This is a genomic window from Streptomyces sp. P3 (genome assembly GCF_003032475.1).
In the GTDB taxonomy this organism is placed as follows: domain Bacteria; phylum Actinomycetota; class Actinomycetes; order Streptomycetales; family Streptomycetaceae; genus Streptomyces.
This window is the reverse complement of record NZ_CP028369.1, coordinates 1,314,930-1,337,104: the sequence shown is the minus strand read 5'-3', so window position 1 is coordinate 1,337,104 and position 22,175 is coordinate 1,314,930. Positions and strand designations below refer to the sequence as shown.

Genomic DNA, 22,175 nt, shown 5'->3' with positions numbered 1-22,175 from the left:
AGTCCTGTGAAGGGTGCTGGTTGGGCAAGGGCGGCCCCGGTTCTTGGCGGAATGGGGGGCCGCCCTTGGCATAGCTACTGGTAGAAGCGGTTGCGCTTGATGACGGCCCTGCGGATGTTGACCGTCGTGCCACCCTCGCCATGTCCACGTCCACTGAAGATCTGCACGGCGATCCATCCGCCGAAGACGACGGCGGCGAGGGTGATGAGCTGGGTGATGAGCGCGGTGAGTGCGGTGATGAACGTGGTGAGCAGCAGCAGGCCGCCGCACACGGCGAGGAATCCGACGCCGCCGAGGGCGACGTTCACCGCCGTCTGGGACACGGCCGGTCGGGTGGCGACCGGTTCGGGCTGCGCGGGGCTGACGGCGTAGCCGGTGACGATCCGGCCGTCCGGGAGGACGACGCTTGCCACGGCCGGGAGGGTGCCGGGCTGCACGGGCACGAGGGGTGCCGCGTACGGCACGGCGAGGGTGAGGGGGGTGGGCGAGTGGACTTCGACGGCCCGGGCAACGGGCGGGTCGGGGGCGTGCTCGGGGTACATGCGGAATCCCTTCCGGTGCTGAGTGAGGGAGGCGGACACACCCCCTGCCGGGAGCGTTGCGGAGGGGGTTTCAAGGGTGTTGACCTGCGGGCCTCCCTGCCTCCCTGGGAGATCATCAGTGCAGGTCAGGGCCAGGGAGGCGGGGCAGGGAGGGGTTCAGGGAGTTCTCCCTGCCTCCCTGCCCGGGGCGGGGTCGCCTCCCCGTCATCCGTCGGCGGAAGCGGAACCCTGGTCACTCTGGTTGGCGAGGGCGCGGGCGACGCGGTCGCGGCCGACGACCATGCGGCCGTCGGACTTGTAGGGCTCCGCGCCGGCGTCCTCCAGGACGCGCTTGAGGTCGCCGGGCGTCCACCGGCCGTAGGCGTCTGCGTTCAGCGTCGTGAGGCGCTTGAGGACGTCGGCGGTCAGGACGCGGGAGGCGTCGCCGAGGACGGTGAGGATGTCGGCGAGAGGGTCGCGGTCCTCGCCGCGCTCGACGGCGTGCAGGGTGGTGACGCCGTCGCGCAGGGCCTTGGCCCGGTCGGTGATGGCCGTGGCCGCGTCGTCGTCGATGTAGTGCGTGCGGACCGTGATGGACGCCTGCCCGACCGGGACCTTGATGCCGTCGGAGGCGACGACCAGCGTTCCCTTGTCCAGGCCGGGGCGGAGCATGTTCGGCGCGGCTCCGCCGTCGACGGCCTTGTCCCCGAGTGCCATGCGGGCTTGCTGCTCGGTGCCGAGCGCGAGGGAGGCGCGGGTGTGGGCGCCCTCGCGGACCAGCTTGGGAAGGTTCTGGTCGGTGGGGTCCTGGGTGCCCTGCCACATCAGGACGTTGACGGCCCGGCCTTGGTTGTGGATTTTACGGACGGCCATGAAGTAGCGGGACGTGGCCTTGGATCCGCCGTACGGCCGCTTGTCCTCGTCCACGGCTGGGCACATGAACGCCACCTGCGCCTCGTCGACCACCACGATCAGCGGCGGGAACGTGGTGCCGGGCGGGGCCTGAATGCGGCGGTTCATCTCCTCCACCGCGCCCTCGACCATCTGAGTGACCTGCATGACGTGCTCATCCGTCGGCCCCTGGATGAGGGTCGCGGCGAGGCCGTCGAACATGGCCCAGTCACCCACGCCCTTGAGGTCGCCCATGAGGAACTGCACCGACCGGTCCAGCGCCACCCACAGGGCGAGGGAGCGCAGGGCGACGGTCTTGCCCTGGTTGGACAACCCCGTGATGAGCAGGTGTCGCTGATACAGGCTCAAGCTCGCGGCATCGCCGCGCAGGTCCTGCCCCCAGGGGGCGCGACCCTTGGCGTAGTCGGCGGTCATGGTCTCGTCGGTGACCAGCGGGGACGGGCCGATCGGCTCGTCCAGCGCGCCGGAATCGGCGACCCACAGCCGCACCGTCCGCGCGGCCTGCGGGATCGTGACGAACACCTCGTGCTCATGCCGGGTCAGATTCTCGGCCAACTTGCGGCGCTTGCCCTGCACTTCGTTCGTCGCTACCCCGGACGGGAGGGTGACGTCAACCTCGACGCCGCACCCGGCAATCCGGATCGGCCCGAGCATGGACGCGCCAGCGTCGCCCATCTCTTTGATCGCGTTGCGCAGCGCCGGCACCCCGAGGTCGCGCAGGGCCTTGACCACGATGGACGGGGTGATCGGCTCGCCCTCGTCGTTGCGGACGGTGGCGGGCATCGCCCACGCGGGGGCGGCCTGCTGCTTGCTGCCGACCGCCCACAGGGCGAGCAGGGCCAGGAACGGGCCCAGGGTGACGGCCGGGCCCCACGCCACCTGAACGATGGTGATGAGCAGGTCGATTGCCTTGATGACGGCCATGATCGGCGTGACGACGTCGGTGACGTCCTTGTTCGCGATCGCCAGTACCACCCCGAGTGCGACCAGACCGCCGATGCCCATGCCGGTGCCGACCAGCGCGCCCTTGGCCGCGTCCAGCGGCGAGTGCAGCAGATCCATGCGCCGGCGGTGGCGAGCCTCGCGGTAGCGCTGCCCGCGCTCCTCCCACTCGGCAGCGGCCTCGTAGTTCCCTGCGGCTTCCGCCGCACGAAGCATCCGTTCGTAGCGGGCGGCGGTACGCCCGTCCCACGTGCGACGGGCCACGATCCGCGCCCCGCCCATCACGTAGAGGCTGTGCCGGGCGACCGTGCGGGCGGTCGTCTTCGTGCGCTCGTGCGTGACGGCCGTCTTCACGGCGCGCCCGGAACGCACCCACAGCGGCACGGGTGACGACGGTGCCGGGTCGGGCACCACCGTCAGCGTGGTCACGGTCGGCGCGGCGGGGGTGGTGTTCTTGTGCAGGTGAACGACGTTTTCGGACATGCGGAAGTCTCCTCAACACCCCACGACGGGGCAGGAAGGGCGTGCGGGAAGGGGTGCGGGGCCGGGACGGCGGGGGCGGCCGTCCCGGCGGTGTTCAGGCGGTGCGGGCGGGTGTCACCACCAGCCGGACGACTTCTTGGCGGCCTTGGCCTTGGCGTGCTCGTTCACGACCCGCTGACGCTCGGTCGTGAGCGCGGCGATCTCCGCGACCAGCCGCGTTTCCGCAGCACTCCAGGCGGTCTCCAGCTTGCGTTCCGCGCGGGACGGGGCCTCGCCGCGCAGGACGCGGTACGAGCCGCCGGCCAGACCGGCCAGCACCGCGCGCCGCTCACGGCCGTCCAGCGGCCACATCTCCCGGTCACGGACGGCGTCCAGCTTGCGCATCGTCTTCTGAATCTCGCGGTCGAGACGGCGGGTGTCGGGCTTGCCCATGTCAGGCACTCCTCAAAGCGTCGGCGGGTTCGGGGTAGGCGCAGGGAACGCACATGCCGAGCGTCGGCGGGATGACGTATCCCGCGTCGCGCCGGCAGTGCGGGCAGGTGCGGCGGGCCGTGTTGGCCTTGGCCAGCGCCGCCCACTTCGCCGGCGTCATCGGCCGCACCGGCTTGGCGTCCGCCACGCGGTACAGGTAGGCGACCAGCGGCCCCCGCCGTCGGCGCGGCCGTTCGAGCTGCGCGGCCACGCCCTGACCGCCGGGCCGCAGGTCGCGGGCCCGGAGCTGTCGGCGGGTGGCGTAACCGTCCGGGGCCAGGTGCCACCGGAACACCGGGAGCGCGGCCATCAGGCGACGCGCTTCCATGCCGCGCGCAGCCGCACTTCGGAGGCGGAGTGGCCGGCCGCCCGGAAGCGCACGGCCATCTCGCGATACGACAGAGCGGGGGTCTGGCTGTGCCGGATCGTGTCGACCAGCGCGTCAAGCTGAGCGTCCGTGAGCGCGGGAGCGGACTCCAGCGCGAGGGCGGACACCTGCTCGACCGGGCCCCATACCGGGAGCTCCCAGCGGGGCGTGACGTCCGGTGTGACGCCGAGCGTGACGGAGCTCGTCACGCAGGTCAGGGCCCGTCCGGTGTCCTCGCCCTGCCGCGCCGTCTCCAGCGTCGACCACGCCCCCGCGAGGGTGGCGGCGGTCTTCGCCTGCACCCTCGCGACGCGCGCACCGGCCGCCGTCACGGCCGTCAACCGCGTCTCCTCCGTGGCCGCGTCGGCCCGCAGCCGGGCCCGCGCCACCGCCGCCTCATCCCGCGCTTCCTGCTGAATGCCCCGGATCGCACCGAGCGCGGCCGGGGTGAGCGCGGTGCGCTCCCACATGCCGTGAACCAGCCACATGGCCTTGGCCGCGACCGGCAACCACGCCACCGCCAACCACGCCCCGGTGGACTCCCCAGCAGTGAGCGCGTGGGCGACCAGGACGCCGGCGGCTAGCAGGCCGAAGCACCACCCGACGGCCGTCACCGCGTGGCTGTGGTCACCCTGCGCCGCGAGACGGCGTTCGTAGGCGAGGGTGGCGAGCCATCCGCCGTCGATCCCGAGACCGACGACCAGCGCGACCGGCCACGGCATCGCCGTGCCCAGCCACATCACCACCACGGCCAGCGTCAGCACCATCGACACGGCCGTCATCGCGACGGCCGGACCTGCGGTCTTGGCCTTCACGCCGCGCCGCCCGCCGTGCTCGCGCCGGCCGTGCGGTTGACCAGGTCCCGCCGAGCGGCCAGCACCCGGTTCCGGGCCCGTCGGATCCGGCGGGCGTCGACCTCGTTCGCGGGACGGTCCATGGCCTTGATCTGCGCGTCGAGCAGGTCGACCTCCGCCAGGATCAGCGGAGACTCCAGTTCGATCGCGTCCAGCTCAGCGCTGGTCGGCTCCATGAAGTCAGCGAACGCAGTAACAGCGTCCTGAACAGTGGCGATGTGTTTCATTGGGTCGTGGTTCCTCTCGAAGGGTGAACGGCCCGAACAGCACCCCCGGAGCGCCTACTCCGGGGGTGCGCGCCGTTTCAGGTGGTTGGGGGCGGGTTCTTGCCCGTCAGATCAGGGCGACCGCGGCGAGGATGTCGGCGTGGTCGAACGCGAGCGGCGGCAGGTCGCTCAGGGGCCACCACCGGGCGTTGGTCGCGTCGTCGCCGGCCTCGACGATCGTTCCGGGGATGACGGTCAGGCGGTAGGCGACGGTGACGTACCTGCCGCGCGGGTCACGGTCGGGCCGGTCGAACGTGCCGACCTGGTCCAGCTCTTCCGGTGCCGCGTGCACGCCGGCCTCCTCGGCGAGTTCACGGGCGGCGGCGGCGCGGCTCGTCTCGCCGGGGTCGACGTGACCGCCGGGCAGAGCCCACTGCCCCTTGAACGGCTCCCAGCCGCGCTCGATCAGCAGGACGTACCCGTCGGTCGTGGTGACGACGACGTCAGCGGTGTAGCGGATGGCCTCGAAGGTCTCGGTGCAGGTCATCTCGGTTCCCTTCGCTGGTTGGAGTCGGTTCCGGCTCCCCTCAGCGCTGCTCGTACGAGACGAGCAGCGGAGGCAACCGGCCGCAGCAAAGTGCTGCGGAGGTTGGTCGTTCAGTCGCGTACGGGGCGAACCCGTACGCATCCGTCCTCTTGCTGGCAGGGGAGGGACGGCCTCCCAGGCACGCTGTTCAGTTCTCAAGCTGCAGTCGCTTCCTTCGAGCCCGTTTCACGGAGCCCTCTGGGCGTTGACGTAACCCCCGGTTCACACCCGCTTTGGGCGCAGATGTGCCGAGGTTCAGCGACCGCCTTTGTCCGAAGCGTCCGGCGGGCACATCCCTAAGGTTCCCTAGGGTTCCCTGCGGTGTCAAGCGGTAAGCTAGGGAACCTCAGGGAAGTGACGACAGGGAGCAGGCGAGATGGCAGGCCAGGCCGACAATCGGGCCCCTTACGCGAAGATTGCCGCCCACTACACGGAGCTGATCACGTCCGGTCAGCTACAGCCGGGGTCGCTCTTGCCGAGCATCAAGAACCTCGCGGAAGAGTGGAAAGTGAGCACCGCGACGGCAGAGAAGGCCCTGCGCAAGTTGCGCAACGAGGGGCTTGTGCGAGGGATCCACGGAATCGGGACGGAGGTTCTGGACCGGCCGGCTCCGATGTCCTCGGGGGCGCAGCGCCAAGACCGGGGCCGTCGTACGGGGTCGAGCTGGGGGACAGGCGAAAGGTCCGACTCGCACCAGGCCGCCGTCGTGTCGGCTCCGACGGACGTGGCGCAGGCACTCGACATTCGTCCCGGCTCGGACGTGATCCGCCGAAGCCGGGTCTACCGAGACCGGCATGGCATCGTGGCCCACAGCACGTCATGGATTCCCGCCCGGTACGGGAAGCTGATCCCCCAACTGGCGGCGAGTGAGCGCCTGACGGGTGGAACGTCACTCCAGCTCATTGCCGAAGCGACCGGCCATGCGATCAGTCACCGCATTGACACGGCATCGGCCAGGCTGCTGACGTCAGAGGATGCGCATCTCCTGGAGTTGGATCCCGAAAGTCCGCCGGCTGATCCGGTCGTCGTGATGACGGCAAAGTTCGTCGACACTGAGGGCAACATCGTCGAATACGGTGTGGACCTCGGGGGCCCCGGTCGTACGTGGCGCACTGAGTCGGAGGTTTCTCCGTGACGGTTCGAGATGGCACGTTCGCGTCACAGCCGCCCCGCTGCGTACTGATGGCCGGACTACCCGGCTCCGGCAAGACCACTCTGTCCCGCGCCCTCACGGATCGCGGGTTCGTACGGTTGTGCCCGGACGAAGAGATGTACCGCCGGCACGGCGTGTACGGAGTCGACTTTCCCCGGGGCACCTTTCCCACCCTTGAGCGGCCGGTGCTCGACGACGTGGCCGATGAACTCAGGGAGCAACTCAAGGCGGGCCATGATGTGGTTGTCGACCACGGCTTTTGGACGCCCGAGGATCGAGCTCGGTGGCGAGCACTCGCCACCGACGTCGGTGCAACGCCGGTGCTCGTGTATCTCGCAGCAAGTCATGAGGAGCTTTGGGCGAGGATCAGCAAGCGCAACGAATTCCACGCGGGCGATCCCAACTCGATTTACTTCTCGGAGAGCGACCTTCAGCGGTACCGCACCCGGTTCATCCCTCCTGAGGCAGACGAACCGCACGTCCTTTACGACGGCGATACGGCGGCCGTGATTGCGGCTCTGCAGACCGCTCCCGGGGCCTGATTCCCCCAGGTGTCCCCCGGTAGCGGCCGATACAGGAGAAACCGCAGGTCAAGGCCGCCGAACCCGTCCCGCTGTAAATCTGCCGGCTCAGCCTTCCCAGGTTCGAATCCTGGCGCCGCCACGCTGAGTGAGGAAACCTCTCCGAACTGCGGAAACGCAGAGCGGAGGGGTTTCTTCGTGTCCGGGGGCATCCCGGCTCCGCGAGGGCTTCAGCCGTTCTCCGGCGTTCCGCCCTCCCCCTGGGGGGTCTTGGCCGCCCTCTTCACCTCCACCTCGACGTCGGTGCGGGACTTCTGCTCGTCCTTGGCGTACTCCGTCACCGCGGTCTGGGCGTCGCGGGCGAGGTCGCGCCAGGCGCGCCAGGCCGTCTCGTAGGTGTCCGTCTGGGTCTCCGACCAAGGAGCGGTCGTCGGCGCGCCGTACGCGTCCCGCAACTGCTCGACCCTCACGTGTGCCTCGTCGGCCGCACGCTGTTTCGCCACGAGTTCCTCGAAGGTATGTGCCACGTGTACGGATGCTAGGGACGTGACGGCGGTTCCGCGCGGCGAGCGGGGCGCGTCCGGCCACGGGGTACCCGCGTGGCCCACTGGGGCACACTGACGTCATGTCCACCCTGTCCAGCCGTCGTAGAAGCTGCCCGGAGTGCCGTCGCGAGATCGCCGTCGTGGCCGGACGGTACGCCCGGCACGACCCGCCCGGGACACGGGAGAGCGGGGACCTCGTCTCCTGCCCGGGCTCCCGCAGGACGGCACAACTGGGAGCCGTCCAGCCGTCGTTGGACGGATATGCGGTCCCGGAGTTCCCCGGGCAGCTGGCGCTCTTCTAGACGCGTCGGTTCTGGACGCGTCCACACCGGCGCGTGCCCGCGGGCGGCAGCGTGTCGCGCGCCCCCGTGATCGTGGGGCGGAAGGATGCCGTCCGCCCGCCCCCGACCCTCGGACGCTCGTCGCCGCCCCGGCCTCCCGGCCTCCCGGTGCCCGGACGGCCGTCGCGGCCGCCCTCAGGTCGCCGCCCCCGGGCCGCCCCGGCCACCTTCAGTTCCCCGCAGCCACCCTCAGTTCCCCGCCACCGCCTTCACGGCGACCGACACCGGCGTCGAGCCGCTGACCAGCTCCAGGGTGAGCCCCGACGTGGCCGGCGAGTCCAGGAGTTCCGCCAGTACGGCGGCCACGTCCTCTCGTGGGACGGGACCACGGCCCGTGCGGGCCTCCAGGCGGACCAGCCCGGTCCCGGCGTCGTCCGTGAGTGCGCCCGGACGCAGGATCGTCCAGTCGAGGGAGCCCAGGCTGCGCACATACGCGTCCGCCTCGCCCTTGGCGCGCAGGTAGACGTCGAAGACCTCGTCGCCCCGGTGCTCCGGATCCGCGCCCATGGACGAGACGATCACGAGGCGCCGTACACCCGCCCGGACCGCCGCGTCCGCGAACAGCACGGCCGCGCCCTTGTCCACGCTGTCCTTGCGCTGCACCCCGCTGCCCGGGCCGGCGCCCGCCGCGAAGACCGCCGCGTCCGCGCCCCGCAGCCGCTCCGCGACCTCGTCGACGGACGCCGACTCCAGGTCCAGGACGACCGGTTCGGCGCCGGCCGTTCTCAGGTCGTCGCTCTGTTCGGCCCTGCGGATGATCCCCGCGACCTCGTTCCCGCGCGCGGCGAGCAACCGCTCCAGCCGTAGCGCGATCTGACCATGACCACCAGCGATGACAATGCGCATGGTTCCGACCGTACGCCCGGGTGACACTGTCCGCTGCCGTACCACCCCACCTGCCGTCGCACCACCCCGTCCGCCACCACACGACCCCCCTCCGCCACCACATGACCCCCCTCCGTCACCACACGACTCCGTCCGTCACCACACGGTCACGCCCGGTGCCGTGAGGGCGCGGGCCGCTGCACGGCCTCCGTCGCCGCAGTGCCGTCGCCCGCCCGCCCGGCCCGCGGCGGCGCTACGACGGCCCACCCCGCCCCTGCTGTGGCAGGCCCAGTTCCTCGGCGGCCGCGGAGTCGCAGTACTCGCGGACGGCGCTCGTGCGAGCCACCACGCGCCCCCGGTGGATCACGACGCGGCTGTACGCAAGCGACAGGACACCCGCCAGCCGGTCGCCGCGGACGGCGAGCAGGTCGGCGGGGAAGCCGGCCTCCACGCGGACCTCGGGCAGGCCCAGTGCGGCCCGCGCGGACGTGCTGACGGCGTCGTAGGCGTCCTCGGGACGCAGGCCGTACCGGGAGGCGAGCAGATGGGCCGTCTCCAGGGGGTCGCCGCGGCCCACCGGGTTGCAGACGTCCCGCAACGCGCCGCTGCCGGCGGCCACCCGCACCCCGGCCGCGCGCAACAGCCGTACGGGCGCGGTGCCCCGGTCCTCGACGGCGCCGCAGCCGCCCTGGGGCAGGCAGACCACCGTCACGCCGGCGGCGGCCAGTTGGTCGGCGGTGCGGCCGACCGTCTCGGCAGGGAGACGGTCGAGCCCGCCGCAGGGACTGAGGGCGACGCCCGGCCGCAGACCGCCGGCCATCGCGGCGAGGCGGGCGAGCCGGGCCGGGTCGGCGGCGTCGGTGTGCAGGTCGACGGGGCAGCCGTGCTCGGAGGCGACCTCGAGGACGGTCTCCACGTAGCCCGCGGGATCGGGGTCCAGGTCCGGGCAGCCGCCGACCACCGCGGCGCCCATCTTCACCGCGTCCCGCAGCATGGCGAGCCCCTCCGCGCCGGCCGCGCCGGTCAGCACGCGCGGCATCGCCACCGCCGTCAGCTCCGCCAGCCCGCGCAGCGAGCGCCGGGCCTGCAGAACGGCGGCCAGCGCGCCGAGGCCCTGGACGTCGCCCACGTGCACATGGGCGCGCAGTGCGGTCGCACCATGGCCGAGCTGCAGCAGCACCCCCTCCGTGGCCCGGCGCTGGACGTCCTCGGGGGCGTACGAGACGGGGCCGTCGGCGTCCGCCGTGAGCGCGGTGTCGGCATGCGCGTGCGGCTCGGCGGGGGCCGGGAGCAGGAGGTAGCCGTCGAGGTCCACGCGGGCGCCACCGGGGGCCGGCCCGGTCGCCAGACTGCCGGCCGTGCCGACCGCCTCGATGCGCCCGCGGCCCAGCCGTACGTCCACGGTGCGGCCGTCCGTCAGGCGCGCCCCGCACAACAGCAGGGCGGCCGGGTCCGGTGTGCCTGAGGAGGCACCGGAGGACGACCACGAGTGGGGCGGCTGCGGCCGGTTGTCGGGCATCGGGCTCCAGGGGCTCGGGACTGCGCGGGGCGCAGAGGACGCTGAGGACGCAGGCGTCGTGGCAGGACGCATGATCACGCAGAGTGAGTCGAGCCTAGGACGGCGCTTCGACCCGGGCGGGGAGGAGCGCAATAGTCGTACCGGTGTGGTCCACGGCGCCGAAGGGGCTCCGGAGACCCCTGGGACCTCGGGGAAACGGGCGTCCGGACGGCCCCCGGAGGGGGCCGGGAACGGGGCCCGGGAGGCCTCGCGAAACGGATTTGGGTGAACGGCTGCGGACCGTGTAATGTCTTCATCGCTCGCCCCAATAGCTCAGTCGGTAGAGCGTCTCCATGGTAAGGAGAAGGTCTACGGTTCGATTCCGTATTGGGGCTCTGGTGGGTGAGGTTCCCGTCGCGAGGCGGGACCTGATCCCATCAAAGCGGTGTAGCTCAGTCGGTAGAGCAAGCGGCTCATAATCGCTGTGTCACCGGTTCAAGTCCGGTCACCGCTACTGACGGTAGCCGATTGTGGGGTCGGTCCTTCGATCGGCTACTCTTTTATGCGTTCATCTGTCCCATCCGTTCGTCAAGGAGCACTCACGTGGCTGCCACCGACGTCCGCCCGAAGATCACGCTGGCCTGCGTGGAGTGCAAGGAGCGGAACTACATCACCAAGAAGAACCGGCGTAACAACCCGGACCGACTGGAGATGAAGAAGCACTGCCCGCGTTGCAACGCGCACACCGCGCACCGCGAAACGCGATAAATCAGGCTCGTATGCGAGGCCGTCCCCGAGTGATCGGGGGCGGCCTCGTGTCGTTGAGCGACCCGTACCGGTCAGTAGAGCGACGCACAGCGACGCAGAGAACCAGGAGGTGCCGAGGCCCATGGCGCTCGACCAGTCCTTCGTCGGGCGGAGCTACCCGCCCACCGATCCCTACGAGGTCGGCCGCGAGAAGATCCGCGAGTTCGCCGAGGCCGTGGGGGACGACAACCCGGTGTACACCGACCCGGAGGCCGCCAAGGCGCTCGGGTACGCCGATGTGATCGCGCCGCCCACCTTCGTGTTCTCGATCACCTTCAAGGCGGCGGGACAGGTCGTCCAGGACCCCCGGCTGGGCCTCGACTACAGCCGTGTGGTGCACGGCGACCAGAAGTTCGCCTACAAGCGGCCGGTGCGCGCCGGTGACCGGCTGACGGTCACGTCGACCATCGAGGCCGTGAAGTCCATGGCGGGCAACGACATCCTGGACATCCGCGGCGAGGTCCACGACGAGAGCGGGGAGCACGTCGTGACCGCCTGGACCAAGCTGGTCGCCCGTGCGGCGGAGCCGGCGCAGACCGACGGGGAGGCGTGAGGAACCGATGACGACGACGAAGATCGCTTACGACGACGTCGAGGTCGGCACCGAACTGCCGGCCCGGTCCTTCCCCGTGAACCGCGCCATGCTCGTGCGGTACGCGGGCGCCTCCGGGGACTTCAACCCCATCCACTGGAACGAGAAGTTCGCCAAGGAGGTGGGCCTGCCGGACGTCATCGCGCACGGCATGTTCACCATGGCCGAGGCGGTCCGCGTCGTGACCGACTGGACCGGTGACCCGGGCGCCCTCGTGGACTACGGCGTCCGCTTCACCCGGCCCGTCGTCGTCCCGAACGACGACCAGGGCGCGCTGATCGAGGTCACCGGCAAGGTGGCCGCCAAGCTCGACGACAACACCGTGCGGGTGGACCTGACGGTGACCAGCGGCGGTCAGAAGGTCCTGGGAATGTCACGGGCGGTCGTACGACTGGCCTGAGCGGCGTGCGGTGCGGTGTAAGGGGCGTCTCCCAGAAGAGGCGCCCCTTACGCGTGACGGGCGGGCAGGGCTGTCGGCGGTGTCTCGTAGGCTGGGCGCGTGCAGGAACTCCATGACGCCCCGCTCGCCCCGCTGACCACCTTCAGGCTGGGCGGCCCCGCCACCAGGCTGGTGACCGCGACCACCGACGCCGAGGTGATCGCCGCCGTACGTGAGGCCGACACGGCCGGCACGCCCCTGCTGATCGTCGGCGGCGGCTCCAACCTCGTCATCGGCGACAAGGGCTTCGAGGGGACGGCTCTGCGCATCGCCACCCGCGGCTGCGAACTCACCGGGACGCGGCTGGAGCTGGCCGCGGGCGAGGTGTGGAGCGACGCCGTCGCGCGCACCGTGGCGGCCGGTCTGGCCGGCATCGAGTGCCTGGCCGGCATCCCGGGCTCGGCGGGCGCCACCCCGATCCAGAACGTCGGGGCGTACGGCCAGGAGGTCTCCAGCACGATCACCGAGGTGATCGCCTACGACCGCCGGGCGGGTGAGACGGTCGCGCTCGCCGCAGAGGAGTGTGCCTTCTCCTACCGTCACAGTCGCTTCAAGGCCGACCCGGACCGGTACGTCGTCCTGCGGGTCCGCTTCGAGCTGGAGGACGCGGACGGGCTGTCGGCGCCGCTGAAGTACGCGGAGACGGCACGCGCGCTGGGCGTCGGGCCGGGCGACCGGGTGCCGCTCGCCGACGCCCGCGAGACCGTGCTGAAGCTGCGCGCCGGGAAGGGCATGGTGCTGGACGCCGACGACCACGACACCTGGTCGGCCGGTTCCTTCTTCACCAACCCGATCCTCACCGACGCCGACTTCGCCGCGTTCCACGCGCGCGTGAAGGAGCGGCTGGGCGAGGACGCGGAGCCGCCGGCCTATCCGGCAGGCCAAGGGCACACCAAGACGTCGGCGGCCTGGCTGATCGACAAGGCGGGCTTCACCAAGGGGTACGGCAGCGGCCCCGCCCGCATCTCCACCAAGCACACCCTCGCCCTCACCAACCGGGGCGAGGCGACCACGGAAGACCTGCTGGCGCTGGCCCGCGAGGTCGTCGCCGGCGTACGCGAGGCCTTCGGCGTCATCCTCGTCAACGAGCCGGTGATGGTGGGCGTCGGGCTGTAGGCCCCGACCGGCTTCCGGCTTCCAGGGTTCGGGCTCACCGCCCCGGGCTCAGCGGTGCCGGGCGGGCGGTGCGGGTGCACCGCCGCGGGCTCAGGGGAGCGCTCAGGACGCCAGCCAGTCGTCCACGCCCGAGAGCAGTTTCCGGCGCACGTCCTCGGGCGCCGCCGAGCCTCGCACCGACTGCCGGGCCAGTTCCGCCAACTCCTCGTCCGTGAAGGCGTGGTAGCGGCGGGCGATCTCGTACTGGGCGGCCAGGCGTGAGCCGAACAGCAGCGGGTCGTCGGCGCCCAGCGCCATGGGGACGCCCGCGTCGAACAGGGTGCGCAGCGGCACTTCCTCGGGCTTCTCGTACACGCCCAGGGCCACGTTCGAGGCCGGGCAGACCTCGCAGGTCACCCCGCGTTCGGCGAGCTTCCTCAGCAGCCTGGGGTCCTCGGCCGCCCGTACGCCGTGCCCGAGGCGGTTCGCGTACAGGTCGTCCAGGCAGTCGCGCACGGACGACGGGCCGGTCAGCTCGCCGCCGTGCGGGGCGGACAGCAGCCCGCCCTCGCGAGCGATCGCGAAGGCCCGGTCGAAATCCCGCGCCATGCCCCTGCGTTCGTCGTTGGAGAGCCCGAAACCGACCACCCCGCGGTCCGCGTACCGCACGGCCAGCCGGGCCAGGGTGCGGGCGTCCAGCGGGTGCTTCATCCGGTTCGCCGCGACGAGGACCCGCATACCGAGCCCGGTCTCGCGCGACGTCGTCTCCACCGCGTCCAGGATGACCTCCAGCGCCGGGATCAGCCCGCCCAGCCGGGGCGCGTACGACGTCGGGTCGACCTGGATCTCGAGCCAGTGCGAGCCGTCCCTGAGGTCCTCCTCGGCGGCCTCCCGCACCAGCCGCTGGATGTCCTCCGGCTCCCGAAGACACGAACGGGCCGCGTCGTACAGGCGCTGGAAGCGGAACCAGCCGCGCTCGTCCGTCGCACGCAGTCTGGGCGGCTCACCGCTGGTCAGCGCCTCCGTCAGCGCGTCGGGCAGGCGGACACCGTACTTGTCGGCCAGCTCCAGCACGGTGGTCGGCCGCATCGACCCGGTGAAGTGCAGGTGCAGATGGGCCTTCGGCAGAACAGAGACATCACGTACACGCTCCATTCAGCGATCCTGCCGTACGTCCCGGGCGTCCCGGTAGCGCTTTCCCCGAACGTGGTCTTGCTCGCACAAAGCAGCGGGACCGCACACCGGGGTCGGCATGCGGTCCCGTGGGGGAGGCGGACGTCAGTCCCTGGCCTCCGCCAGCAGCTTCTGGACGCGGCTCACGCCCTCGACGAGGTCCTCGTCGCCCAGCGCGTACGACAGCCGCAGATACCCCGGGGTGCCGAAGGCCTCGCCCGGCACCACCGCGACCTCGGCCTCCTCCAGGATCAGCGCGGCGAGCTCGACCGAGTCCTGCGGACGCCTGCCGCGGATCTCCTTGCCGAGCAGCGCCTTCACCGACGGGTACGCGTAGAACGCGCCCTCGGGCTCCGGGCAGACGACGCCGTCGATCTCGTTGAGCATCCGGACGATGGTCCTGCGGCGCCGGTCGAAGGCCTCGCGCATCGTCTCGACGGCCGACAGGTCGCCGGAGACGGCGGCCAGGGCGGCGATCTGCGCCACGTTGGACACGTTCGAGGTGGCGTGCGACTGCAGGTTCGTCGCGGCCTTGACGACGTCCTTCGGCCCGATGATCCAGCCCACCCGCCAGCCGGTCATCGCGTACGTCTTGGCGACACCGTTGACGACGATGCACTTGTCGCGCAGCTCGGGGAGGATCGCCGGCAGCGAGGTGAACGTCGCGTCGCCGTAGACGAGGTGCTCGTAGATCTCGTCCGTCATGACCCACAGCCCGTGCTCGACGGCCCAGCGGCCGATCGCCTCGGCGTCCTCGGCGCTGTAGACCGCGCCGGTCGGGTTCGAGGGGGAGACGAACAGGACGACCTTCGTCCGCTCCGTGCGGGCCGCCTCCAACTGCTCGACGGAGACGCGGTAACCGGTCGTCTCGTCGGCCACCACGTCCACCGGGACGCCGCCGGCCAGCCGGATCGACTCCGGGTACGTGGTCCAGTACGGGGCCGGGACGATGACCTCGTCGCCCGGGTCGAGGATCGCGGCGAAGGCCTCGTAGATGGCCTGCTTGCCGCCGTTGGTGACCAGGATCTGCGAGGCCTCGACCTCGTAGCCGGAGTCGCGCAGCGTCTTCGCGGCGATCGCGGCCTTCAGCTCGGGCAGACCCCCGGCCGGCGTGTACCGGTGGAACTTGGGGTTCTTGCAGGCCTCGATCGCGGCCTCGACGATGTAGTCCGGGGTCGGGAAGTCGGGCTCGCCGGCGCCGAAGCCGATCACCGGGCGCCCGGCGGCCTTCAGGGCCTTGGCCTTGGCGTCCACGGCGAGGGTGGCGGACTCGGAGATCGCGCCGACTCGGGCGGAGACCCGGCGGTCGGTGGGAGGGGTTGCAGCGCTCATGGGGTCCATGGTTTCAGACCGGAAACCGGCCCGGCACACGGGTTTCACGGACTGGTCAGCCGAGCGAACATCCAGGAGAACATCCGAAGGAATCCGATCAAGGACCCTTTCCGTTCGACGAGGCGCTCAAGACCACGTACACTCACACGTCGTTGGCCTTCGACAGCCGCGCCACATCAGGTGCACACCGAGCACCCGGGCGGATGCGGTACGTTGGGGGACACACAAAGGGTCGTAGCTCAATTGGTAGAGCACTGGTCTCCAAAACCAGCGGTTGGGGGTTCAAGTCCCTCCGGCCCTGCTACACACTCCGTCACCAGGATGTGTGCGCAGCGCATGTACGTACAGCAATGCACTCGCCGTGCGGCTCAGACCGGGCGCGGCACGGCCACGACCCGGGAACAGGTGAGGACGAATGGCGGACGCCGTGGGCTCCATCGACACGCCTGATGCCCAGGACGAGGCGCCTGAGGCGAAGAAGAAGGCCCGTAAGGGTGGTAAGCGTGCCAAGAAGGGCCCGCTCAAGCGCCTCGCGCTCTTCTACCGCCAGATCGTTGCGGAGCTCCGCAAGGTCGTATGGCCCACTCGTGGTCAGCTGACGACGTACACCACCGTGGTGATCGTGTTCGTCGTCATCATGATCGGCCTGGTGACCGTGATTGACTATGGACTCAGCCACGCCGCCAAGTACGTCTTTGGCTGAGCCTAGAGCGAAGGGCGCCGAGGTATCCGGCGCCCCTTTCGCATGTTCCACCCCTATGTATCCAGGAAGAAGCAGCCACCGTGTCTGACCAGAACCTGAACGACGCCATCGAGCCGGACGAGTCCGTGGACGACGAGCTCGACATCGTCGAGGGCTCGGACGAGGTGGACGAGTTCGAGGCTGCCGAGGCCGACGCGGGCGAGCCCGCGGAGGAAGCCGCGCTGCACGTCGAGGACGAGGACGCCGCGGGCGCCGAGGACGATGACGCCGACGAGGCCGTCGCCGAAGAGTCCGAGGAAGCCGAGGAGGAAGAGCCGGCCGAGCCGGTCGACCCCGTCGTCGCCCTGCGCGAGGAACTGCGCACCCTCCCCGGCGAGTGGTACGTCATCCACACGTACGCCGGTTACGAGAACCGCGTGAAGACCAACCTGGAGCAGCGCGCCGTCTCGCTGAACGTCGAGGACTTCATCTTCCAGGCCGAGGTGCCGCAGGAAGAGGTCGCGCAGATCAAGAACGGCGAGCGCAAGACCATCCGTCAGAACAAGCTCCCCGGCTACGTGCTGGTGCGCATGGACCTGACGAACGAGTCCTGGGGCGTCGTCCGCAACACCCCCGGCGTCACCGGCTTCGTGGGCAACGCGTACGACCCGTACCCGCTGACCCTGGACGAGATCGTCAAGATGCTCGCCCCGGAGGCCGAGGAGAAGGCCGCCCGTGAGGCCGCCGAGGCCGAGGGCAAGCCGGCTCCGGCCCGCAAGGTCGAGGTCCAGGTGCTGGACTTCGAGGTGGGCGACTCGGTCACCGTCACCGACGGTCCGTTCGCCACGCTGCAGGCCACGATCAACGAGATCAACGCCGACTCGAAGAAGGTCAAGGGCCTCGTCGAGATCTTCGGCCGCGAGACCCCGGTCGAGCTCAGCTTCGACCAGATCCAGAAGAACTAGCTCCTTCTGGAACACACGCCTCCGACCAGGTCAGGCGGGCTGTCACAGCTCGCCTGACCTGCTCGGTTTTTGGCCGCGCAGAGATACCCGTTATCGTTGTGCGGTATGCCTCCATCCGGATCATCCGGACCGGAAGGCTGAAAAAACTCTCACTAGGACCCGGAGAGAGCAATGCCTCCCAAGAAGAAGAAGGTCACGGGGCTCATCAAGCTCCAGATCAACGCCGGTGCGGCCAACCCCGCGCCGCCGGTCGGCCCCGCGCTCGGCCAGCACGGCGTCAACATCATGGAGTTCTGCAAGGCCTACAACGCCGCGACCGAGTCGCAGCGTGGCTGGGTGATCCCGGTGGAGATCACGGTCTACGAGGACCGTTCCTTCACCTTCGTCACCAAGACGCCGCCGGCCGCGAAGATGATCCTCAAGGCCGCGGGTGTCGAGAAGGGCTCGGGCGAGCCGCACAAGACCAAGGTCGCCAAGATCACCGAGGCGCAGGTCCGTGAGATCGCCACGACCAAGCTTCCCGACCTCAACGCCAACGACCTGGACGCCGCGTCGAAGATCATCGCCGGCACCGCCCGCTCCATGGGCATCACGGTCGAGGGCTGATCCCCAGCCCCGTAGCACCTTCGTAGCACCGTGGCAGGGCCTGCTCGGCCCGTACCACGACTCCTCAAGACACACTGGAGCAGTAGTGAGCAAGCGCAGCAAGTCCCTCCGCGCTGCGGACGCCAAGATCGACCGGGAGAAGCTCTACGCCCCGCTCGAGGCCGTCCGTCTCGCCAAGGAGACCTCCACGAGCAAGTTCGACGGCACCGTCGAGGTCGCCTTCCGCCTGGGTGTCGACCCGCGCAAGGCCGACCAGATGGTCCGTGGCACCGTGAACCTGCCGCACGGCACCGGCAAGACCGCCCGGGTCCTGGTCTTCGCGACCGGTGACCGTGCTGCGGCCGCGGAGGCCGCCGGAGCCGACATCGTCGGCTCCGACGAACTGATCGACGAGGTGGCGAAGGGGCGTCTGGACTTCGACGCCGTCGTCGCCACCCCGGACCTCATGGGCAAGGTCGGCCGCCTCGGCCGCGTCCTCGGCCCGCGTGGTCTGATGCCCAACCCGAAGACCGGCACCGTGACCCCGGACGTGGCCAAGGCCGTGACCGAGATCAAGGGCGGCAAGATCGAGTTCCGCGTCGACAAGCACTCGAACCTGCACTTCATCATCGGCAAGGCGTCCTTCGACGACGACAAGCTGGTGGAGAACTACGGCGCGGCGCTGGAGGAGATCCTCCGTCTGAAGCCGTCCGCGGCCAAGGGTCGCTACATCAAGAAGGCCGCGATCAGCACCACGATCGGCCCCGGCATCCAGGTCGACCCGAACCGCACCCGGAACCTTCTCGTCGAGGAGGACCCGGCCGCGGTCTGAACCTGACGGTTCGCCCGAGTCGGCGACGAGCCCCGCAACCTTTCGAGGTGCGGGGCTCGTCCCTTTTTGTCGTACCTCTCTTTCTTCGTACGACTGTCGGTGCCGTGCGTTAACGTCCAGTGACAGGCATTCCATGGGGGTGGGACGAATGAAGTGCACGAGCGCGCGCCGTGCGGGCCTCTCGATCGCGGCAGTGGTCCTGCTGGCGGGGGCGACGGCCTGCAGCGGCTCGGGCGGCTCGAGCGGCTCCGGCGGAACGGGCCGCTCGGGCGGCTCGGGCGGCTCCGGTGAGGGCGTGGACGGCGGCCCGCGGCTCAGCCCCGTAGCGGCGCTGCAGAGCGCCGAGAAGTCCACCGACGGCGCCGACTCCGCGAAGGTCGAGTCCACCACGACCATGGGCTCGGTGATGTCGATGACCGCCGAGGGCGCCCTGGGCTGGAGGAACGGCCTCACCGGCACGCTCACCATCACGTACACCGGCGGCACCATGGCCGACACGATGCGGCAGATGGGCGCCACCTCGATGGAGGCCCGGTACCTGCCCGACGCCTACTACGCCAGGATGGGCGACTCCTTCGCGGGGCAGACCGGCGGCAGACACTGGATCAAGTACGCGTACGACGACCTGGAGAAGCTCGGCGGCGGCTCCGGCGCGTACCTGAAGGACCAACTGACGAACACCACCCCGAACCAGTCGGTGAAGCTGCTGCTGGCCTGCGGGGACGTCCGCGAGGTCGGTCAGGAGAAGGTGCGGGGCCGGAACACCACGCACTACTCGGGCACGGTCGAGGTGGCCGACCTCGCCGAGCGGAACTCCCACCTCGACCGGGGTCAGCTGGACGAGTTGAAGAAGACGCTGGAACAGGCGGGCGTCACCACCGAGACCGTCGACATCTGGGTCGACGACCGGGACCTGCTGGCCAAGAAGGTCGAGAAGGGCGAGACCACGGCGGGCGCGTACAGCCAGACCGCGTTCTACAGCGACTACGGCACCCGGGTCACGGCCGAGGAGCCCCCCGCCGGCGACACGACGGACTTCCGTGAGTTGGTGAAGCGACAGGAGGCGGCCGGGGGCTCTTAATTCACGGGAACTCCTCCGGATCCTGGGATACCTTCACGGTCTTGCTGTGCGTCGATCGTGTGTTCTCTGTATGGGGTTCTGGGGGAAATTGGATGAGGTCTGCCGTGGGTGTCCTCGGGCTGTCCGTGCTGCTCGTCAGCGGTTGTGCCGCGGTGGGCGGTACAGGGAGCGGGGGTGACTCGTCCGCCGCGGCGGCCGTCACGCGGGCCGCGGAGAAGGCGGAACAGCCGGTGTCCCTGCGCTACCGCACGAGCGGCCGGACGCCGGAGGAGGGCCGGATCCGGGGCGAGGCCGCGATCGGCACGAAGCCGCAGGTCATGAGCCTGAAGTCCACCGTGCTCAGCGGTCCCGAAAAGGGCACGGGCGAGTTCCGGTTCGTCGGCGGGGTGCTCTACATAGGCACCGGCGAAGCCGACGAGGACGGCAAGCACTGGGTCAGGTTCGGCAAGCCCGGCGCCAACGGCGGAATGTCCGACAAGGTCCGCGACAACCCGGCGCACGAGACCGGCTTCCTGGCCGCCGCCGACGATCTGAAGAAGGCCGGCACCGAGACCGTCGGCGGCGTCCGCACCGACCACTACACGGGCACGGCCACGGTCGACGAGATCCGCGCCTCCTTCGAGGGACGGCCGACGAAGATCCGGCAGCGGACCGAGAAGAGCCTCGCCCAGTACGAGAAGCTGGGCGTGGACGAGCTCACCATGGACCTGTGGGTCGACGCCGACGACCGCACCCGGCAGCTGCGCATGCAGGGCTTCGGACGGCGTGGCCCGCTCGACCTGACCATCACCTTCTCCGACTTCGGCAAGCCCGTGACCGTGAAGGCGCCGCCGGCCTCGGACACCGTGGACCTGGCCGAACAGCTACGGAAGGCCGCGGACTGAGCCCCGCCGGACGAACGGCGGGATGACCGGCCGGGCACCCGGCCGGTCCCCGTACGGGCGGATTTGCTTGACGGCGACCGGTTCACGTACGCTCCAGCAGAAGCCAAAGACCGCTGGTCGTTGCCGTGCACTCAGCAGAGTGTGCGGTGGCCGAAGGATCCGCTGCAATGCGGACGACCCGCGCAGGTGTCAGTGGATGTGCTCCCGAACAGAACTCCTTCCACGGAATTCGTTCGGTCGAGCCACGCCCCGTGCGCCTGCGCCGGGGCGTTTCGTCTGTCACAGCCCCTTCTGAGCGGTCCTCATCACCCGGAAGGAGGCCGACGCTCTATGGCAAGGCCCGACAAGGCTGCCGCGGTAGCCGAGCTGACGGACGCGTTCCGCAGTTCGAACGCCGCCGTGCTGACCGAGTACCGGGGTCTCACCGTGGCGCAGCTCAAGACGCTGCGTCGTTCGCTCGGTGAGAACGCCCAGTACGCCGTGGTGAAGAACACGCTGACCAAGATTGCGGCCAACGAGGCCGGGATCAACACGCTCGACGACCTTTTCAACGGTCCGACGGCGGTCGCCTTCATCACCGGTGACCCGGTGGAGTCGGCGAAGGGTCTTCGTGACTTCGCCAAGGACAACCCGAACCTCGTCATCAAGGGCGGTGTCCTTGACGGCAAGGCGCTGTCCGCCGACGAGATCAAGAAGCTTGCGGACCTCGAGTCCCGCGAGGTTCTGCTCAGCAAGCTGGCGGGTGCCTTCAAGGGCAAGCAGTCTCAGGCTGCTCAGCTCTTCCAGGCGCTTCCCTCGAAGCTCGTCCGCACCGTGGACGCTCTTCGCGCCAAGCAGGCCGAGCAGGGCGGTGCCGAGTAACTCGGCTCGCGAAATGACCGCGGCCTGAGGCGTCCCGCCTGAGGCAGAGGTCGTAGCGGGCCGACAGTACGCCCGCCACACATGTACATACCGGCACCAGCCGAATTAGTGGAAGGATCGCCCACCATGGCGAAGCTCAGCCAGGAAGACCTGCTCGCGCAGTTCGAGGAGATGACCCTCATCGAGCTCTCCGAGTTCGTGAAGGCCTTCGAGGAGAAGTTCGACGTCACCGCCGCCGCCGCGGTCGCCGCTGCCCCGGTCGGCCCCGTCGCCGTTACCGAGGCCGCTGAGGAGCAGGACGAGTTCGACGTCGTCCTCACCGGCGCCGGCGAGAAGAAGATCCAGGTCATCAAGGTCGTGCGTGAGCTGACCTCCCTGGGTCTCAAGGAGGCCAAGGACCTCGTGGACGGCGCCCCGAAGCCCGTTCTCGAGAAGGTCGCCAAGGAGGCCGCCGAGAAGGCTGCCGAGTCCCTCAAGGCCGCCGGCGCCTCCGTCGAGGTCAAGTAACACCCCGCGGTCGGCGACGACCGCACGCGAAGGCTGAAACTGCCCCTCCCGGGGCTGTAACGCCCACGCACCGAGGAGCGATCATCCATCTGGGTGGTCGCTCTTCGGCGTTCCT

The 22,175-nt window shown here is 70.1% G+C and carries 27 protein-coding genes and 3 tRNA genes; 18 read left to right on the top strand and 12 right to left on the bottom strand.

Annotated elements, in window-relative coordinates:
- Positions 1–74: 74 nt before the first annotated feature.
- The 7 genes from C6376_RS05965 to C6376_RS05935 form a co-directional block, all read right to left on the bottom strand.
- Complete coding sequence (locus C6376_RS05965; RefSeq protein WP_107442451.1) at positions 75–542, bottom strand: hypothetical protein; 468 nt, start codon at positions 540–542, stop codon at positions 75–77.
- Positions 543–746: 204 nt separating this feature from the next.
- Positions 747–2,858: an ATP-binding protein gene (locus tag C6376_RS05960; protein WP_107442449.1), complete on the bottom strand. Its 2,112-nt coding sequence runs from the start codon at positions 2,856–2,858 to the stop codon at positions 747–749.
- Between the two features lie 114 nt (positions 2,859–2,972).
- Positions 2,973–3,290, bottom strand: coding sequence for a hypothetical protein (locus C6376_RS05955; protein WP_107442448.1), 318 nt, complete (start codon positions 3,288–3,290; stop codon positions 2,973–2,975).
- A gap of 1 nt (position 3,291) precedes the next feature.
- Entirely contained in the window at positions 3,292–3,639 is a 348-nt protein-coding gene (locus C6376_RS05950; RefSeq protein ID WP_107442447.1) for an RRQRL motif-containing zinc-binding protein, read from the bottom strand.
- Positions 3,639–4,511, bottom strand: a complete 873-nt coding sequence (locus tag C6376_RS05945; RefSeq protein ID WP_107442446.1) for a protein spdB — start codon at positions 4,509–4,511, stop codon at positions 3,639–3,641. The genes C6376_RS05950 and C6376_RS05945 overlap by 1 nt, the downstream gene beginning before the upstream one ends.
- Positions 4,508–4,777 (bottom strand): DUF6284 family protein, encoded by a 270-nt coding sequence (locus tag C6376_RS05940; protein ID WP_107442444.1) that lies wholly within the window; start codon positions 4,775–4,777, stop codon positions 4,508–4,510. The genes C6376_RS05945 and C6376_RS05940 overlap by 4 nt, the downstream gene beginning before the upstream one ends.
- A 106-nt stretch (positions 4,778–4,883) precedes the next feature.
- Positions 4,884–5,303 (bottom strand): NUDIX hydrolase, encoded by a 420-nt coding sequence (locus C6376_RS05935; protein ID WP_107442442.1) that lies wholly within the window; start codon positions 5,301–5,303, stop codon positions 4,884–4,886.
- A gap of 415 nt (positions 5,304–5,718) precedes the next feature.
- Between C6376_RS05935 and C6376_RS05930 the strand changes: the two genes are divergently transcribed.
- Together C6376_RS05930 and C6376_RS05925 are read left to right on the top strand one after the other, a co-directional pair.
- The gene (locus tag C6376_RS05930; protein ID WP_107442441.1) at positions 5,719–6,477 is read left to right on the top strand and encodes a GntR family transcriptional regulator; all 759 of its coding nucleotides are present in this window, start codon (positions 5,719–5,721) and stop codon (positions 6,475–6,477) included.
- On the top strand, positions 6,474–7,037 hold the full coding sequence (locus C6376_RS05925) for an ATP-binding protein (protein WP_107442440.1): 564 nt from the start codon (positions 6,474–6,476) through the stop codon (positions 7,035–7,037). The genes C6376_RS05930 and C6376_RS05925 overlap by 4 nt, the downstream gene beginning before the upstream one ends.
- Before the next feature lie 209 nt (positions 7,038–7,246).
- Here C6376_RS05925 and C6376_RS05920 read toward each other — a convergent pair whose 3' ends face one another.
- A complete protein-coding gene (locus C6376_RS05920) occupies positions 7,247–7,543 on the bottom strand; it encodes a hypothetical protein (protein ID WP_107442439.1) in 297 nt (98 codons plus the stop codon).
- Positions 7,544–7,650: 107 nt separating this feature from the next.
- Between C6376_RS05920 and C6376_RS05915 the strand changes: the two genes are divergently transcribed.
- Positions 7,651–7,863, top strand: a complete 213-nt coding sequence (locus C6376_RS05915; protein WP_107448795.1) for a hypothetical protein — start codon at positions 7,651–7,653, stop codon at positions 7,861–7,863.
- A gap of 228 nt (positions 7,864–8,091) precedes the next feature.
- Here the strand turns inward: C6376_RS05915 and C6376_RS05910 are convergent, their stop codons facing one another.
- Both C6376_RS05910 and C6376_RS05905 read right to left on the bottom strand, forming a co-directional pair.
- Complete coding sequence (locus C6376_RS05910; protein ID WP_107442438.1) at positions 8,092–8,748, bottom strand: SDR family oxidoreductase; 657 nt, start codon at positions 8,746–8,748, stop codon at positions 8,092–8,094.
- A gap of 232 nt (positions 8,749–8,980) precedes the next feature.
- On the bottom strand, positions 8,981–10,246 hold the full coding sequence (locus tag C6376_RS05905) for an amidohydrolase family protein (protein WP_107442436.1): 1,266 nt from the start codon (positions 10,244–10,246) through the stop codon (positions 8,981–8,983).
- Between the two features lie 301 nt (positions 10,247–10,547).
- Between C6376_RS05905 and C6376_RS05900 the strand changes: the two genes are divergently transcribed.
- From C6376_RS05900 to C6376_RS05875, 6 genes are all read left to right on the top strand, one after another.
- Positions 10,548–10,620: transfer RNA gene (locus C6376_RS05900), tRNA-Thr, on the top strand.
- 46 nt (positions 10,621–10,666) lie between these two features.
- Positions 10,667–10,739: transfer RNA gene (locus tag C6376_RS05895), tRNA-Met, on the top strand.
- 89 nt (positions 10,740–10,828) lie between these two features.
- Entirely contained in the window at positions 10,829–10,993 is a 165-nt protein-coding gene (rpmG, locus tag C6376_RS05890) for a 50S ribosomal protein L33 (protein ID WP_003948671.1), read from the top strand.
- A 121-nt stretch (positions 10,994–11,114) separates the two neighbouring features.
- Positions 11,115–11,585, top strand: a complete 471-nt coding sequence (locus tag C6376_RS05885; RefSeq protein WP_107442434.1) for a MaoC family dehydratase N-terminal domain-containing protein — start codon at positions 11,115–11,117, stop codon at positions 11,583–11,585.
- Positions 11,586–11,592: 7 nt separating this feature from the next.
- The gene (locus C6376_RS05880) at positions 11,593–12,024 is read left to right on the top strand and encodes a MaoC family dehydratase (protein WP_107442433.1); all 432 of its coding nucleotides are present in this window, start codon (positions 11,593–11,595) and stop codon (positions 12,022–12,024) included.
- A 99-nt stretch (positions 12,025–12,123) separates the two neighbouring features.
- Positions 12,124–13,179 carry a UDP-N-acetylmuramate dehydrogenase gene (locus tag C6376_RS05875; protein WP_107442431.1) on the top strand — a complete coding sequence of 352 codons (1,056 nt, stop codon included), beginning with the start codon at positions 12,124–12,126 and terminating at the stop codon, positions 13,177–13,179.
- A gap of 102 nt (positions 13,180–13,281) precedes the next feature.
- Here the strand turns inward: C6376_RS05875 and C6376_RS05870 are convergent, their stop codons facing one another.
- Together C6376_RS05870 and C6376_RS05865 are read right to left on the bottom strand one after the other, a co-directional pair.
- Positions 13,282–14,313 carry an adenosine deaminase gene (locus C6376_RS05870; protein WP_107442430.1) on the bottom strand — a complete coding sequence of 344 codons (1,032 nt, stop codon included), beginning with the start codon at positions 14,311–14,313 and terminating at the stop codon, positions 13,282–13,284.
- A 123-nt stretch (positions 14,314–14,436) separates the two neighbouring features.
- A complete protein-coding gene (locus C6376_RS05865) occupies positions 14,437–15,663 on the bottom strand; it encodes a pyridoxal phosphate-dependent aminotransferase (RefSeq protein ID WP_107442428.1) in 1,227 nt (408 codons plus the stop codon).
- 228 nt (positions 15,664–15,891) lie between these two features.
- Between C6376_RS05865 and C6376_RS05860 the strand changes: the two genes are divergently transcribed.
- From C6376_RS05860 to rplL, 9 genes are all read left to right on the top strand, one after another.
- Positions 15,892–15,964: transfer RNA gene (locus tag C6376_RS05860), tRNA-Trp, on the top strand.
- Positions 15,965–16,078: 114 nt separating this feature from the next.
- On the top strand, positions 16,079–16,366 hold the full coding sequence (gene secE, locus C6376_RS05855; protein WP_057584698.1) for a preprotein translocase subunit SecE: 288 nt from the start codon (positions 16,079–16,081) through the stop codon (positions 16,364–16,366).
- A gap of 80 nt (positions 16,367–16,446) precedes the next feature.
- Positions 16,447–17,310 carry a transcription termination/antitermination protein NusG gene (gene nusG, locus C6376_RS05850; RefSeq protein ID WP_107442427.1) on the top strand — a complete coding sequence of 288 codons (864 nt, stop codon included), beginning with the start codon at positions 16,447–16,449 and terminating at the stop codon, positions 17,308–17,310.
- A 171-nt stretch (positions 17,311–17,481) separates the two neighbouring features.
- The gene (gene rplK, locus C6376_RS05845) at positions 17,482–17,916 is read left to right on the top strand and encodes a 50S ribosomal protein L11 (protein WP_005481290.1); all 435 of its coding nucleotides are present in this window, start codon (positions 17,482–17,484) and stop codon (positions 17,914–17,916) included.
- An 85-nt stretch (positions 17,917–18,001) separates the two neighbouring features.
- Entirely contained in the window at positions 18,002–18,727 is a 726-nt protein-coding gene (gene rplA, locus C6376_RS05840; protein WP_107442425.1) for a 50S ribosomal protein L1, read from the top strand.
- Positions 18,728–18,875: 148 nt separating this feature from the next.
- The gene (locus C6376_RS05835; RefSeq protein WP_107442423.1) at positions 18,876–19,808 is read left to right on the top strand and encodes a hypothetical protein; all 933 of its coding nucleotides are present in this window, start codon (positions 18,876–18,878) and stop codon (positions 19,806–19,808) included.
- Positions 19,809–19,900: 92 nt separating this feature from the next.
- Positions 19,901–20,692 (top strand): hypothetical protein, encoded by a 792-nt coding sequence (locus C6376_RS05830; protein ID WP_107442422.1) that lies wholly within the window; start codon positions 19,901–19,903, stop codon positions 20,690–20,692.
- A gap of 330 nt (positions 20,693–21,022) precedes the next feature.
- The gene (rplJ, locus tag C6376_RS05825; RefSeq protein WP_057584693.1) at positions 21,023–21,553 is read left to right on the top strand and encodes a 50S ribosomal protein L10; all 531 of its coding nucleotides are present in this window, start codon (positions 21,023–21,025) and stop codon (positions 21,551–21,553) included.
- 126 nt (positions 21,554–21,679) lie between these two features.
- On the top strand, positions 21,680–22,060 hold the full coding sequence (gene rplL / locus C6376_RS05820; RefSeq protein ID WP_107442421.1) for a 50S ribosomal protein L7/L12: 381 nt from the start codon (positions 21,680–21,682) through the stop codon (positions 22,058–22,060).
- Positions 22,061–22,175: the final 115 nt, after the last annotated feature.

Bases quoted from the DNA above. Each gene is read 5' to 3' on its own strand.
- C6376_RS05955 (WP_107442448.1), bottom strand. From the start codon at position 3,290: ATGGGCAAGCCCGACACCCGCCGTCTCGACCGCGAGATTCAGAAGACG.
- C6376_RS05835 (WP_107442423.1), top strand. From the start codon at position 18,876: ATGAAGTGCACGAGCGCGCGCCGTGCGGGCCTCTCGATCGCGGCAGTG.
- C6376_RS05940 (WP_107442444.1), bottom strand. From the start codon at position 4,777: ATGAAACACATCGCCACTGTTCAGGACGCTGTTACTGCGTTCGCTGAC.
- C6376_RS05965 (WP_107442451.1), bottom strand. From the start codon at position 542: ATGTACCCCGAGCACGCCCCCGACCCGCCCGTTGCCCGGGCCGTCGAA.
- C6376_RS05935 (WP_107442442.1), bottom strand. From the start codon at position 5,303: ATGACCTGCACCGAGACCTTCGAGGCCATCCGCTACACCGCTGACGTC.
- C6376_RS05830 (WP_107442422.1), top strand. From the start codon at position 19,901: ATGAGGTCTGCCGTGGGTGTCCTCGGGCTGTCCGTGCTGCTCGTCAGC.
- C6376_RS05880 (WP_107442433.1), top strand. From the start codon at position 11,593: ATGACGACGACGAAGATCGCTTACGACGACGTCGAGGTCGGCACCGAA.
- rplJ (WP_057584693.1), top strand. From the start codon at position 21,023: ATGGCAAGGCCCGACAAGGCTGCCGCGGTAGCCGAGCTGACGGACGCG.
- secE (WP_057584698.1), top strand. From the start codon at position 16,079: ATGGCGGACGCCGTGGGCTCCATCGACACGCCTGATGCCCAGGACGAG.
- rplK (WP_005481290.1), top strand. From the start codon at position 17,482: ATGCCTCCCAAGAAGAAGAAGGTCACGGGGCTCATCAAGCTCCAGATC.
- C6376_RS05910 (WP_107442438.1), bottom strand. From the start codon at position 8,748: ATGCGCATTGTCATCGCTGGTGGTCATGGTCAGATCGCGCTACGGCTG.
- C6376_RS05960 (WP_107442449.1), bottom strand. From the start codon at position 2,858: ATGTCCGAAAACGTCGTTCACCTGCACAAGAACACCACCCCCGCCGCG.
- C6376_RS05865 (WP_107442428.1), bottom strand. From the start codon at position 15,663: ATGAGCGCTGCAACCCCTCCCACCGACCGCCGGGTCTCCGCCCGAGTC.
- C6376_RS05930 (WP_107442441.1), top strand. From the start codon at position 5,719: ATGGCAGGCCAGGCCGACAATCGGGCCCCTTACGCGAAGATTGCCGCC.
- C6376_RS05885 (WP_107442434.1), top strand. From the start codon at position 11,115: ATGGCGCTCGACCAGTCCTTCGTCGGGCGGAGCTACCCGCCCACCGAT.
- C6376_RS05950 (WP_107442447.1), bottom strand. From the start codon at position 3,639: ATGGCCGCGCTCCCGGTGTTCCGGTGGCACCTGGCCCCGGACGGTTAC.
- C6376_RS05905 (WP_107442436.1), bottom strand. From the start codon at position 10,246: ATGCCCGACAACCGGCCGCAGCCGCCCCACTCGTGGTCGTCCTCCGGT.
- rplL (WP_107442421.1), top strand. From the start codon at position 21,680: ATGGCGAAGCTCAGCCAGGAAGACCTGCTCGCGCAGTTCGAGGAGATG.
- C6376_RS05870 (WP_107442430.1), bottom strand. From the start codon at position 14,313: ATGGAGCGTGTACGTGATGTCTCTGTTCTGCCGAAGGCCCATCTGCAC.